This is a genomic window from Vibrio sp. HDW18 (assembly GCF_011306175.1).
GTDB lineage: Bacteria > Pseudomonadota > Gammaproteobacteria > Enterobacterales > Vibrionaceae > Vibrio > Vibrio chanodichtyis.
Window position 1 is genome coordinate 1633713 of sequence record NZ_CP049913.1, and the last position, 12905, is coordinate 1646617.

Annotated in this window: 17 protein-coding genes; 8 read left to right on the plus strand and 9 right to left on the minus strand. The window is 48.0% G+C overall.

Annotated elements, in window-relative coordinates; genetic code table 11:
• Position 1 precedes the first annotated feature (1 nt).
• Genes lptA through G7083_RS08025 form a run of 5 tightly spaced genes read right to left on the minus strand, consistent with a single transcriptional unit; the run spans position 2 to position 3555 of the window.
• Positions 2 to 496, minus strand: a complete 495-nt coding sequence (gene lptA / locus G7083_RS08005; protein WP_166014299.1) for a lipopolysaccharide transport periplasmic protein LptA — start codon at positions 494 to 496, stop codon at positions 2 to 4.
• Positions 477 to 1040: an LPS export ABC transporter periplasmic protein LptC gene (gene lptC / locus G7083_RS08010; protein WP_166014300.1), complete on the minus strand. Its 564-nt coding sequence runs from the start codon at positions 1038 to 1040 to the stop codon at positions 477 to 479. Before lptC ends, lptA begins: the two co-directional genes overlap by 20 nt.
• Complete coding sequence (gene kdsC, locus G7083_RS08015; protein WP_166014301.1) at positions 1037 to 1594, minus strand: 3-deoxy-manno-octulosonate-8-phosphatase KdsC; 558 nt, start codon at positions 1592 to 1594, stop codon at positions 1037 to 1039. The genes lptC and kdsC overlap by 4 nt, the downstream gene beginning before the upstream one ends.
• Positions 1594 to 2568, minus strand: a complete 975-nt coding sequence (gene kdsD, locus G7083_RS08020; protein ID WP_166014302.1) for an arabinose-5-phosphate isomerase KdsD — start codon at positions 2566 to 2568, stop codon at positions 1594 to 1596. The genes kdsC and kdsD overlap by 1 nt, the downstream gene beginning before the upstream one ends.
• Before the next feature lie 24 nt (positions 2569 to 2592).
• A complete protein-coding gene (locus G7083_RS08025) occupies positions 2593 to 3555 on the minus strand; it encodes a calcium/sodium antiporter (protein WP_206212122.1) in 963 nt (320 codons plus the stop codon).
• Positions 3556 to 4158: 603 nt separating this feature from the next.
• On the opposite strand from G7083_RS08025, the gene mlaF reads away from it, so the two are divergent.
• From mlaF to G7083_RS08065, 8 genes are all read left to right on the plus strand, one after another.
• Complete coding sequence (gene mlaF / locus G7083_RS08030) at positions 4159 to 4962, plus strand: phospholipid ABC transporter ATP-binding protein MlaF (protein ID WP_166014303.1); 804 nt, start codon at positions 4159 to 4161, stop codon at positions 4960 to 4962.
• Between the two features lie 4 nt (positions 4963 to 4966).
• Positions 4967 to 5743: a lipid asymmetry maintenance ABC transporter permease subunit MlaE gene (gene mlaE / locus G7083_RS08035; protein WP_166015016.1), complete on the plus strand. Its 777-nt coding sequence runs from the start codon at positions 4967 to 4969 to the stop codon at positions 5741 to 5743.
• Positions 5744 to 5745: 2 nt separating this feature from the next.
• Positions 5746 to 6234: an outer membrane lipid asymmetry maintenance protein MlaD gene (mlaD, locus tag G7083_RS08040; RefSeq protein WP_166014304.1), complete on the plus strand. Its 489-nt coding sequence runs from the start codon at positions 5746 to 5748 to the stop codon at positions 6232 to 6234.
• Between the two features lie 3 nt (positions 6235 to 6237).
• Positions 6238 to 6876 carry a phospholipid-binding protein MlaC gene (mlaC, locus tag G7083_RS08045; protein WP_166014305.1) on the plus strand — a complete coding sequence of 213 codons (639 nt, stop codon included), beginning with the start codon at positions 6238 to 6240 and terminating at the stop codon, positions 6874 to 6876.
• Positions 6873 to 7202 carry a lipid asymmetry maintenance protein MlaB gene (locus G7083_RS08050; protein WP_166014306.1) on the plus strand — a complete coding sequence of 110 codons (330 nt, stop codon included), beginning with the start codon at positions 6873 to 6875 and terminating at the stop codon, positions 7200 to 7202. Before mlaC ends, G7083_RS08050 begins: the two co-directional genes overlap by 4 nt.
• Complete coding sequence (ibaG, locus tag G7083_RS08055) at positions 7195 to 7449, plus strand: BolA family iron metabolism protein IbaG (protein ID WP_166015017.1); 255 nt, start codon at positions 7195 to 7197, stop codon at positions 7447 to 7449. Before G7083_RS08050 ends, ibaG begins: the two co-directional genes overlap by 8 nt.
• 7 nt (positions 7450 to 7456) lie before the next feature.
• Positions 7457 to 8722 (plus strand): UDP-N-acetylglucosamine 1-carboxyvinyltransferase, encoded by a 1266-nt coding sequence (murA, locus tag G7083_RS08060; protein WP_166014307.1) that lies wholly within the window; start codon positions 7457 to 7459, stop codon positions 8720 to 8722.
• A 72-nt stretch (positions 8723 to 8794) separates the two neighbouring features.
• Positions 8795 to 9523 carry a 1-acylglycerol-3-phosphate O-acyltransferase gene (locus G7083_RS08065; RefSeq protein ID WP_166014308.1) on the plus strand — a complete coding sequence of 243 codons (729 nt, stop codon included), beginning with the start codon at positions 8795 to 8797 and terminating at the stop codon, positions 9521 to 9523.
• Positions 9524 to 9599: 76 nt separating this feature from the next.
• On the opposite strand, the gene G7083_RS08070 is transcribed toward G7083_RS08065, so the two are convergent.
• The 4 genes from G7083_RS08070 to G7083_RS08085 form a co-directional block, all read right to left on the minus strand.
• On the minus strand, positions 9600 to 9989 hold the full coding sequence (locus G7083_RS08070) for a Rid family detoxifying hydrolase (protein WP_166014309.1): 390 nt from the start codon (positions 9987 to 9989) through the stop codon (positions 9600 to 9602).
• Between the two features lie 92 nt (positions 9990 to 10081).
• Complete coding sequence (gene pyrI, locus G7083_RS08075; RefSeq protein ID WP_166014310.1) at positions 10082 to 10549, minus strand: aspartate carbamoyltransferase regulatory subunit; 468 nt, start codon at positions 10547 to 10549, stop codon at positions 10082 to 10084.
• Positions 10550 to 10561: 12 nt separating this feature from the next.
• Positions 10562 to 11491, minus strand: a complete 930-nt coding sequence (pyrB, locus tag G7083_RS08080) for an aspartate carbamoyltransferase (protein WP_166014311.1) — start codon at positions 11489 to 11491, stop codon at positions 10562 to 10564.
• 266 nt (positions 11492 to 11757) lie between these two features.
• Entirely contained in the window at positions 11758 to 12759 is a 1002-nt protein-coding gene (locus G7083_RS08085; RefSeq protein WP_166014312.1) for an ornithine carbamoyltransferase, read from the minus strand.
• Positions 12760 to 12905: the final 146 nt, after the last annotated feature.

Genomic DNA, 12905 nt, shown 5'->3' on the forward strand with positions numbered 1-12905 from the left:
ATTACTCTTGAATGACTTGTGGTTGAAGAACGGTCGAGACGCGCCCTTTGCCATCGCTATCGGCAACCAGCTTTTGTGTGCTGATTTTGTAGCGAATTTTGCTGCCGCGAATTTCACTGTCATCTTGTGCGAGCATGGCTTTATTGACCATCACTAATTCATCATCACGCACTTTGTAGTACAGCTCTTTTGCTTCCCCGTACAGGGTTTTACCTTCATCAGTTAGCTGCGAGAACGTGGCCACATTACCGTAACCTTCAATCTCTTCAATCTTGCCGTTGTCGAGGTTACGGATCACGATCAGCTTATCGGCATTGATAGTGATGCTGCCTTGTTTGAGTTTAACATCGCCCAAGAAGGTAACGCGGTTGCTCTTCATATCCAGTTGTTGACTATCCGAGTCGATGTAAACCGGCTGTTCCCTGTCGGTAGAGAGTGCATAAGCCTGAGTCGAGGCGAGCAAACAAGCAATAAGGCTAAGGTGTGAGCGTTTCATATCTACCTTGTACTTGGTTATACAGTTCAGCCGAGTGATCGGCAAAATTGCCTTTCATCGCTTGACCATGTGTTTCAAATTGTGGACCGTGCAGTTTGACTGGCTTGTCGGCCCAAAAATCACGACTTTTCAGTTGGATGCTCATTTCACTGGTGGTCAGAGCATCAAAGCCTGAGTCAGGCAGTAAATTGTTCGCCACCACATCATCATATAAAGTCAGTACCTGATCTTTGCTCAGAATACCGCGACGGGCGGTGATTTCCCATTCTTGTAGCGTGCCTTGCTGATACACTTTAAGTATCGGAGCTTTAAACAGGGTATTACCACTTTTCGCATAGTGATCCAGATTGGTTGAGGTGATCACATAGCTGCGAATACCTTGTTCACTGTACGAGATATTCTCTAAATCTTTGCCGCTGAACATTGGCAGCTCAAGATTAGGCGCGACCTGAATCTTGTTGGCTTGGTTTTGCTCAAGCAAGTAATACAGCGACCACGTCGCGATAAACAGCAATAATACGTACACAATACGCGGTAAAGTCATAGGCTCAAGCCTTTATGCACATCCAATTCATCGCGTGCTTGTAAGATTAAATCACACACCTCACGCACCGCGCCGTAACCGCCTTTAATATGGGTAACGTAATTGGCGCGCTGAGCCAATAATGGATGGCCGTCGGCGACGCACACGCGCAGCGCTACTTTTTCCATGACTGGCCAATCAATCAAATCATCACCAATATAACCCGTGTGTTCAGGACGGATCGCCAGTCGGCGACAAATGTCATTATAGGCTTGCACCTTATCATCCTGTCCCTGATAGATCAGTGAAATACCCAACGCTTTCATCCGATTTTCAACAATTTGTGAACGGCGACCAGTAATGATCGCGATCTCAATCCCCGCACTCATTAAGGCTTTGACCCCATAACCATCACGGGTATGGAAGGTTTTCAACTCTTCCCCTTGATTGCCCATGTAGATCAAGCCATCGGAAAATACGCCGTCTACATCACAAATCAGCAGCTTGATCTGTTTGGCAATCGCGAGCAGTGAAGGTTCCACTGCGCCATACAAGGTTGCAATGCGAGTGCTCATTACATGACTCCTGCTTTAAGGAGATCATGCATATTGAGTGCGCCGACTAATTTGTGGTTTTCCACCAGCATCAAACCGTTAATCCGTTTGGCTTGCATCAGATTAAGTCCTTCTACCGCTAGCAAGTTGGGTTGAGCAACGGTCGGATGGCAAGTCATTACTTGTGCAATCGTGGTGCTGTGAATATCAATCCGCTTATCAAGGATACGGCGTAAATCGCCATCAGTAAAAATTCCGAGCAATTGATCTTGTTCATCAACGATGGCGGTCATTCCGAGCCCTTTTTGGCTGATCTCCAGCAGTGCATCGCGGATCAGTGCGTGCGGTGCAACTTTAGGCAGTGCATCGCCGCTGTGCATAATGTCGTTAAGTTTAAGTAATAGTTTACGTCCAAGTGCACCGCCAGGATGAGACAGAGCAAAATCTTCTGCGGTAAAGCCGCGCGCTTGCATCACCGCTACTGCTAAGGCATCGCCCATGACTAGGGTTGCGGTCGTGCTTGAGGTTGGCGCTAATTCTAATGGGCACGCCTCGCGTGGCACGGTGATTTGCAGATGGATATCCGCCAGTTTCGCCATATTGGAATGGGGATTACCGGTCATGCTGATCACGCGGATGTTCAAGCGTTTGAGCACGGGTAACAGAAATAAAATCTCCGATGATTCTCCGGAGTTTGAGATGGCCAGCACGATGTCGCCACGTTCAATCATGCCGAGATCGCCATGTGAAGCTTCGCCAGGATGAACAAAAAATGCGGATGTTCCGGTGCTGGCCAAGGTGGCGGCAATTTTTTTACCGATATGCCCCGACTTGCCCATGCCCATCACCACCACTTTGCCGGTTTGGTTGGCTAACATCATGCGACATGCGTTAACAAAATCGGCATTAATGTATTGTTCTAATTGTTGCAACGCCGTAATTTCGGTTTGCAGTACTTGTTTCGCCACCGCTTGGTAATCAAATGAGTTGGACATCGGCAATATTCCTCTTTCGCGCCGTTAAATATTTAGCAATAGATAAGTAATGTAACCGATGAAGCCACTTAGCAGTAGTGCACCTTCCCAGCGGTTAATTTGGCGACGCTTACCCAACACCAGCGCGACTAACAGCAGTGAAACGCCCAGCATCACCCAAAAATCACGCCCCATCGCTTGTGAACTAAGGAGTGATGGGTTGAGTAAACCGGGGATCCCCATGACCGCTAAAATATTAAACACGTTGGATCCGATAATATTACCCACTGCCATGTCATCTTCGCCCTTGAGCGCACCGGCTAAAGAAGCGGCCAGCTCTGGCAAGCTAGTGCCAATCGCAATAATGGTTAAACCGATCACCAGATCGCTCATTCCGAAATATTTGGCGATCACCACTGCGTTATCCACCAGCATACTCGCGCCGAGCGGCAGTAGGATCAGCCCCACGATTACCCAAAACAGCGCACGGCGATTATTCACTCCTGCAGGGATATCTGATGCTTGTTCATCGAGTAAGGTATCGCCATGGGATTGCTCTTTGCGGCTAATTAGTAGCATGACCAAGATGAACACACTAAACAGGCCGATCAGTAAGATGCCTTCATAAAAACCGAGGTAGTTGTCCCATAAGATCATGCCAGCGATCAGCGTGACGCCAAGCATGATCGGCAGTTCACGGCGGATCACCGCAGAGCCAATCGAGAGCGGTTTAACCATCGCGGTGATACCTAAAATCAGCGCAATATTGGCAATGTTGGAGCCCAACACATTACCGACCGCCGTATCGGTTTTGCCTTCTAATGCGGCGGTCGCTGAAACCATCATTTCTGGCGCAGAGGAACCCATGGCCAGTATGGTCATACCGATCACTAAAGGGGAGATCCCGATATTGCGGGCTAATGCCGCTGAACCAAACACTAATTTGTCTGCACCCCAGACTAAGATCGCGAGACCGATAAACAGCAAGACCACCGCTTCAAGCATGATGATTTCCAAATAATAAATGAATACTAACGCCATTGATGCTGAAGTGAGAGATGCAATATATGCCATCCTAATCAGTGAGTTAACCCATTTGATTATGAAATTATTCATCCTCAATCATCTGCAGCGAGTTAGGCCGAGAATTGATCGCTAATTTTGACTTGTTGGTCATTAAAAGGGAAGCTGAAGTTCGAATTAATTGCGCTGATCGCACGAGCGTTGTTGGGCATCCACAGGTGATTGATGACCAGTAACAGCGGCATGCCACACGCTTAACCCGCATTGGATGGATTGTGCTTAAATCGGCATGTTAGCCACTGGTTGGCGAAACCAAGTTGGTTGAGTCAATGGTCTATGCTCAATTAAGAAGCTACCTAGGTGGTTATAGAAGTATTGGTGGATTGCGATCGCTGACGGTGCCTGTGACAAATCTTGGTCAAGAACCGTGCCTGGCACTGCTGTATGCTTTTAATTGCACCATATTGTGCATTATCATGCGCATTCTTACCGGATGTCGATTTAACTAACACATCGATTTAGCTAACAAGTCGATTTAGCTGATACATCGATTTAACTAACGTGTCGATCTAACTAAGAAGTGCTCGTATGTCCCAATCTGACTTAGTCACCATCAAAAATTTACGCTTCTCACGTTCGCGTCGAGTCATTTTTGATGATATTGATCTGCATGTTCCGCGCGGTAAAGTTACCGCGATCATGGGGCCATCTGGGATCGGTAAAACCACCTTGCTGCGTTTAATTGGTGGCCAACTGCTGCCAGAGCACGGTGAAATTTGGTTTGATGGTGAAAATATTCCGACTCTCAGCCGAGGTAAACTGTATCGCGCGCGTAAAAAAATGAGCATGTTATTTCAATCCGGCGCGCTGTTTACCGATCTCAACGTCTTCGACAATGTGGCTTATCCGCTGCGTGAGCATACCGAATTGGATGAGACGCTGATCAAAAGCTTAGTGCTGCTAAAATTAGAAGCGGTGGGTTTACGTGGTGCGGCCAATTTAATGCCCAGCGAACTGTCTGGCGGCATGGCGCGCCGCGCGGCTTTGGCTCGTGCGATCGCGCTGGATCCTGAACTTATCATGTATGATGAACCTTTCGTTGGACAAGATCCGATCACTATGGGCGTTCTAGTCGAGCTGATCCGCAACCTTAACCAAGCCTTGGGCGCAACTTCGGTAGTGGTTTCGCACGATGTGCCAGAAGTGATGAGCATTGCTGACTGGGTGTATCTGCTAGCTGATGGCAAAGTGATTGCACAAGGCTCTCCGCAAGCGCTGCGCGATAATCCTGATCCGCGTGTCCAACAATTTTTATGCGGTGATGCTGATGGCCCAGTGCCATTTCGTTTCCCTGCCCAGCCGCTAGAACAGGAGCTGTTTAGTGCTAAATGATGTGATGCAGTGGGTTAGCCGTATCGGCCAGCGAGCTCTGGCGATCAGTGAAACCTTTGGCCGTGCCAGTTTAATGCTGTTTGGAGCCCTGGTTGGACGGCCGCAACCGGTGCGTAATTTCCCGCTCTTACTACGCCAGCTATACAGTATTGGGGTGCAATCGTTGGCGATTATCATGGTTTCTGGCCTTTTTATTGGCATGGTGCTGAGTTTGCAAGGCTATGTGATCTTGGTCGATTACGGCGCTGAAACCAGTTTAGGTCAAATGGTGGCGTTATCACTGCTGCGTGAGCTGGGACCTGTGGTGACAGCCCTGCTGTTTGCTGGGCGTGCCGGTTCGGCATTAACCGCAGAAATTGGTCTGATGAAAGCGACGGAACAGCTCTCCAGCTTAGAAATGATGGCGATTGATCCGCTCAAACGGGTGATTGCTCCACGCTTTTGGGCGGGGGTGATTTCGATGCCGCTGCTGGCGATGATTTTTATGGCGATTGGTATCTGGGGCGGGCAGTTAGTCGGTGTGGATTGGAAAGGGATTGATCACGGCAGTTTCTGGTCGGCGATGCAATCCTCGGTTGAATTGGGACAAGATATTGGCAACAGCGCACTCAAGTGTGTGGTGTTTGCGTTTACGGTAACTTGGATTGCTTTGTTTAATGGTTATGACGCGGTTCCGACTTCGGAAGGGATCAGCCGAGCGACGACTCGCACGGTAGTACACTCATCACTAGCCGTTCTTGGGCTAGATTTTATTCTAACCGCATTGATGTTTGGGAATTGATCATGCAACAAACACGAAAAATTGAATTTTGGGTTGGCAGCTTTGTACTGGCTGGAATTTGCGCGATATTGGTGATGATTTTTCAGGTCGCCGACGTCAAAGGATTGGGCGCAACCAATACTTATCGTCTGACCGCAGAATTTGACAACATTGGCAGTCTCAAGGTGCGCTCGCCAGTCAAAGTGGGTGGCGTAGTGGTGGGGCGTGTGGAATCGATCGCGCTCAACAAAACGCGTTTGTTGCCAACAGTAACGCTGGCGATTGATAGTCAATATGACCAGTTTCCAGAAAACTCCAGCTTACAGATCTTAACTTCAGGTTTGATCGGTGAGCAGTATTTAAGTTTAGTGCCCGGTTTTGTGTTTGAAGATGAAGCGATGCTTAAAGAGGGCGATCGAATTGAAGACACCAAATCTGCATTAGTATTGGAAGATTTGATTGGCCAAGTGCTGTATAGCGTCGGCGGATCAGACAAAGAGAAAAAGGAATAAGTGATGTGGAAAAAAGCGTTACTCCTAGCGAGTGCAATGTTAATGCCTTGGCTCGCGACAGCGGCGACCATTGATACCAGCAACCCTTATCAAATGATGAAAGCCGTTGCTGAGCAGTCGTTTGAGCGTCTAAAAAACGAACAGCCTCAAGTGCGTCAAGATCCGCAATATTTGAAAGTGATTGTCGAGCAAGAGTTGATGCCTTATGTCAACGATCAGTACGCGGCGCTTAAATTACTGGGCCCGAATCTCAGAGGTGCTAAGCGTGAAGATGTGGCGGAGTTTGTCAAAGCATTTCGCGCTTATCTGGTGACCAGTTACGCGCAGGTCTTGACTCAATACAGCAATCAAACCATTGAGTTTGCTCCTCCAATGCCACTGGAAGAGGATCGCCGCATTACCAGCGTCAAAGTCGATATTGTCGATGCGCCACGTCCCAACATTAAACTTGAGTTTAAACTGCGCCAAGAGAAATCGGGCGAGTGGAAAGCATTTGATCTGATCGCTGAAGGCGTGAGTCTGCTCTCGAGTAAACAGTCCGAATGGAACGGAAAAATTCGTCAGCAAGGCATTTTAGCCACCGCGCAGGAACTTGAACAATTGGCTAAACAGCCGATTCGTTTTGAGAGTCAAAGCCAATGAGTCATCCGCAGTGGCAAGCAATTAATGACCATCAATTTGGCTTAAGCGGCGAGTTGGATCGTGATTCGGTGCCGCAATTATGGATCTTGCTCAAAAATTGGCAGCCGCCAGCAAGGCAAATCGAGATTTCTTTGCAGCAAGTTGGCAGAATCGACTCGGCGGGTATGGTGTTGTTAATTCACTTAATAGAGCATGCAAAACGAAGAAACTGTCATATAATGCTCAGCTTCGTGCCAGAACAACTGCGCACACTGTTTCAGTTGAGCAATATTGAACATTTGATGTCTCAACACATAGCCAGACCAACCGAGGTGAATGGTGGATAGCGCACAAGTCCAACAAATTTTACAGCAAGCCCTTAATCTTGAAGAGATTCAAGTAACAGGTGAGGGCAGTCATTATCAAGTGATTGCGGTTGATGCTTGCTTTGCCGATATGAGCCGCGTGAAGAAACAGCAGATGATTTATGCCCCGTTGATGGGATACATCCAGCGCAATGAGATTCATGCGGTCACAATGAAAACGTTTACCCCACAAGAATGGGCACGCAATAAGAAGTTGATGTCCCTGTAAGGTTTTTATGGAAAAGTTTCGAGTTATTGGGTCAAGTCAACCTCTTCAAGGTGAAGTGACCATTTCTGGCGCTAAAAACGCCGCCTTGCCAATTTTATTTGCCGCGATTTTGGCCGAGCAACCGGTTGAGGTTGCCAATGTTCCCCATCTGCGTGATATCGACACCACTATGGAGCTGCTTGAGCGTTTGGGCGCAAAAGTTGAGCGTAATGGTTCAGTACATGTCGACGCAGGTCCAATCAATCAATATTGTGCGCCTTATGATTTGGTGAAAACCATGCGCGCTTCAATTTGGGCGTTAGGCCCATTGGTAGCGCGTTTTGGCCAGGGGCAAGTCTCTTTACCGGGAGGCTGTGCGATTGGTGCGCGTCCGGTTGATCTGCATATTCACGGCTTAGAGCAACTTGGTGCGACCATCACTTTAGAAGATGGTTATGTCAAAGCGCATGTCGATGGCCGTTTAAAAGGTGCGCACATTGTGATGGATAAAGTCAGTGTGGGTGCCACGATCACCATTATGTGCGCCGCGACCTTAGCCGAAGGTACCACAGTGTTGGATAACGCAGCCCGTGAGCCGGAAATTGTTGATACGGCGATGTTCCTCAACCAACTGGGCGCCAAAATCTCTGGGATGGGTAGTGATACGATTACCATCGAAGGGGTGGAACGCCTTGGTGGCGGCAAGCACGCTGTGGTGCCGGATCGGATTGAAACCGGTACCTTTTTAGTCGCCGCCGCCGTCTCGAGTGGCAAAATTATTTGTCGTAACACGCATGCGCATTTACTCGAAGCGGTATTGGCGAAGCTGGAAGAAGCGGGCGCGGCGATTGAGGTTGGTGCAGATTGGATCAGCCTTGATATGACGGGGCGCGAGCTAAAAGCGGTTAATGTGCGTACTGCGCCACACCCTGGTTTCCCCACCGATATGCAAGCGCAATTTACTTTGCTCAACATGATGGCGAAAGGCAGTGGCATGATCACTGAAACGATTTTTGAAAATCGTTTTATGCATGTGCCTGAGTTAAAACGCATGGGAGCGAAAGCAGAAATTGAAGGTAACACTGTGATTTGTGGTGATGTTGAACGCTTAAGTGGCGCGCAAGTGATGGCGACTGATTTACGCGCTTCGGCGAGTTTAGTGATTGCTGGTTGTATCGCTAAAGGCGAAACCATTGTCGATCGTATCTACCATATTGACCGTGGTTATGAGCGGATCGAGGATAAACTCTCAGCGCTGGGCGCTAAGATTGAGCGTTTCCGCGACCCGCGTTAAATTTTCCATTTATAAATGGGCCGAAATCCAATGATTTCGGCCTTTTTATTCTAGCCCTTTGGGAGAGATTGCATGATTGCTGTATTGCGTATCTTCGCCGTGGCCGTATTTGCCATTGTGATGTTTGTATTTGGTTGTGGCTACTGCTTGCTTAGTCCGCGCAACCCAAAACATGTGTATACCTTTGGTAAAAAATTTGCCGCGATGTCAAAAGTGTTCGGGATCCAACTGGAATACCGAGCGCCTGCTGATATCGATCAGCGTGGTCAGCATGTGTACATTGCTAACCATCAAAATAACTGGGATCTCTTTACCGTATCTAAAGCAGTCACTCCAAAAGTGGTGACGGTGGGTAAAAAAAGCTTGGCTTGGATGCCGCTGTTTGGCCAGCTGTATTGGTTAACCGGTAATATTTTGATTGATCGTAGCAATAAAGCCAAAGCCAAAGGCACTATAGATCAAGTGATTGATTCGATGCGCCACAGTGATGTTTCGGTGTGGATGTTCCCTGAAGGAACTCGTTCACGCGGACGTGGTTTATTGCCATTTAAAGCCGGTGCATTTCATGCGGCGATTGGTGCTGGGGTGCCGATCATTCCGATTGTGTGTAGCTCGACCGATAAGCTTAGCTTTAATCGCTGGAACAACGGGCATGTGATTGTCGAGGTGTTACCACCGATCAGCACTGAAGGTTACAGCAAAGAGAATATTCGCGAGCTGTCCCAGCTTTGCCGTCAGCAGATGCAAACTAAACTCGCCGAGTTGGATGCCGAAGTGGCGGAGCTGAACCGTAAAGCCTAGTCGCAGAGTTGATTGACACGAATAAAAAGGGTTGCCAGTGGCAACCCTTTTTGTATTTGAGATCCAATCAATGGGATTACTTACGCACCGCGATGGCTTCAATTTCGATGCCGACATCTTTTGGCAGTCGTGCCACTTCGACGCAAGAACGCGCAGGGTAATGGGCGACCTTATGTTCATCAAAGAACGCACCGTAGACTTGGTTTACGCTAGCAAAGTCATTGAGATCTTTGACAAAGACCGTCATTTTAACAATGTCACCCACGGTAAGGCCTGAAGCTTCCACTACTGCTTTTACGTTATCCAGTGATTGGCGAGCTTGCGCTGCGATATCGCTAGGAATGTCACCGGTCGTTGGATTGACTGGGATTTGCCCAGAAGTGAGCACCATATTACCCAGATCAATCCCCTGAATATAAGGGCCAATTGCCGCTGGGGCTGCTTGCGTATGCAGAACTTTTGTCATGTTGATTATCCGTCGGTTATTGCCAAATCGCCGTTTAGTTTGCCTGTAAACCCTGCATGGGTAAAGCGCCACGTCACTGGCGCTCTGCTTGCTTAGGCTTCGATTTCGGTCACGACATCACGGGCAAACACTTTTTCACAGTATTTGCACTTAAGCCGGATATCCTGATTTTTCTCAATAATTTTAAAGCTGCTTTCTACCGGCTCATTATGTGAAATACAGTTGCTATTTGGGCAGGCAAACACATTATTGATCCGCGTCGGTAGCTGGAGCGCCAATTTTTTCACCACTTGATAGTCTTCAATCTGATTGACGGTGGCATGTGGCGCATACAGTGCAAGCTTATTGGCTTGTGCTTCACTGATGAATACATTTTCAATTTTGAGCAGATCTTTGCTGCCCAGCGCTGAAGACGGTAGATTGAGGCCGATGGTGACACGTTGCGTGGAATGGTGCATATCAAACAGTTTCAGTACTTTAATCCCTACTTGTGCTGGAATATGGTCAATCACCGTGCCGTTGTTGATCGCTTCAACTTGTAGTTTGGTCTCTTTTGTCATGATCGGTTCTCCTTACAACGATTCGTTTAAAACCAAAGCCAGCAGGGCTTCACGAGCATAAACCCCGTTTTCAACCTGTTGGAAATAGTAAGCGTGTGGGGTTTTATCAACATCGGTGGTGATCTCATCCACACGAGGCAGTGGATGCAACACTTTGAGATTAGTGCGAGCTTGATTGAGGTGGGCGGCAGTCAAAACGTACGCCGATTTAATATGCACGTACTCAGACTCATCAAACCGCTCTTTTTGCACACGGGTCATGTACAGAATATCGAGCTCAGGGATTACGCTTTCCATATCGTTGAACATTTGATACTGCACACCGGCTTCATCGAGTTCTTCACAGATGTAATCCGGCATCGCCAGTGCTTCAGGAGCGACAAAGAAGAAGCGGTTATTATCAAATTTAGCCAGAGCTTGTGCCAGCGAGTGTACGGTACGGCCATATTTCAAATCGCCGACAAACGCTACATTGAGATTATCGAGTCGCCCTTGCGTTTCAAAAATAGAGTACAGATCCAGCAAGGTTTGTGATGGGTGCTGGTTAGAGCCGTCACCCGCGTTAATCACTGGGACGCCATTAGAAAATTCAGAAGCTAAACGTGCCGCACCTTCTTGTGGGTGGCGCATCACAAATGCATCAACATAAGAGGAAATCACGCGTACTGAATCGGCCAGTGTTTCGCCTTTTTTGGCCAGCGAGGTATTACCGCCGTTATCAAAGCCAATCACGCTGCCGCCGATACGTTGAATAGCGGTTTCGAACGAGAGGCGAGTACGGGTAGAGGGTTCAAAGAAACAGCTCGCCACCACTTTGTGCTTGATCAATTCAGGATTGGGTTGTGCCTTCAGTTGGCCTGCGGTTTTCACAATCAACTCCAACTCTGCGCGCGAGAGTTCAGCAATCGAGATAATGTGCTTTTGGTAAAGCGAATTCGCCATGATCGTCTTCCCTATATGTTCTAATAGCTATAAAAAAGCCCCCCATAAGGGAGGCTTTAACAAATCAATGAGGGGAAAAACAGCGGCGCTAGTAAGTCAAACGACTGACTACTATTGACACTATTTTGAGCTGCACGTTGTGCAAATTTCATTGGATACCCCTCAGACAAACGGTCGAAATTATACGCCGAAAGTTTGTGAGCGCAAGCGATTACATCACACAGTGCGGGGATATTCGGTCACTTATCGTCGCCAATCTATGTCAGCTAGCCTAAGGTTGCCACCATCACCGCCTTGATAGTGTGTAAGCGGTTTTCGGCTTGATCAAACACAATTGAGTGGGCTGATTCAAAGACCTCTTCGGTGACTTCCAAGCCTTGCATGTCATATTGAGCGGCAATTTGCTGGCCAAGCACCGTTTCATCATTATGAAAGGCCGGTAAACAGTGCATAAATTTGACCTGTGGGTTACCGGTCGCTTGGATGGCATCCATGTTGACTTGGTAGGGCTTCATTAACGCCACTCGTTCGTCCCACGCCTCGGCCGCTTCGCCCATTGAAACCCACACATCGGTGTAGAGGAAATCACAGCCTTTAACGCCTTGTTGCACCTCTTCGCTTAAGGTGATTTTGGCCCCAGTTTGCTTGGCAATCTGTTGGCAGGTTGCCACCAAGGCATCATTTGGCCAGTAGGCTTTCGGCGCGATTAAGCGAATGTCCATGCCCATTTTCGCGGCACCGACCATCAGGGAGTTGCCCATATTGTTACGTGCATCGCCTAGGTAGGCGAACTTGATTTCATGCAGTGGTTTACCATCACCATGCTCTTGCATAGTGAGCAGGTCGGCTAATATTTGGGTTGGATGAAACTCATCGGTTAAACCATTCCATACAGGTACGCCAGCATATTGACCGAGCTCTTCAACAATCGCTTGGCCAAAACCACGATATTGAATGCCGTCATACATGCGACCTAATACGCGCGCGGTATCTTTCATCGACTCTTTATGGCCAATTTGTGAGCCGGATGGGCCGATGTAAGAGACTTGCGCCCCTTGATCGAAGGCTGCAACTTCAAAGGCACAGCGTGTCCGAGTCGAGGACTTTTCAAAGATCAGCGCAATATTTTTGCCTTGCAGCTTTTTCTGCTCAGTACCAGCGTATTTGGCTCGTTTTAGCTCAGCAGCTAAATCCAGCAGAAAGTGGATCTCTTTGGTGGTGAAGTCGAGTAGCTTGAGAAAATTGCGGTTGCGTAAATTGAAAGCCATTGGCTGATCCTTATTTGGCGATTCCAGTTACGCTCAGTAAATCATAAAAATGCCGTAAAAGTGAATAAATATTTACCGTTGATAAATAAAAGTCGCGATAAAAGCGAGGTGATAAGGTGAGATGCAGATAACATCTCACCGACAGG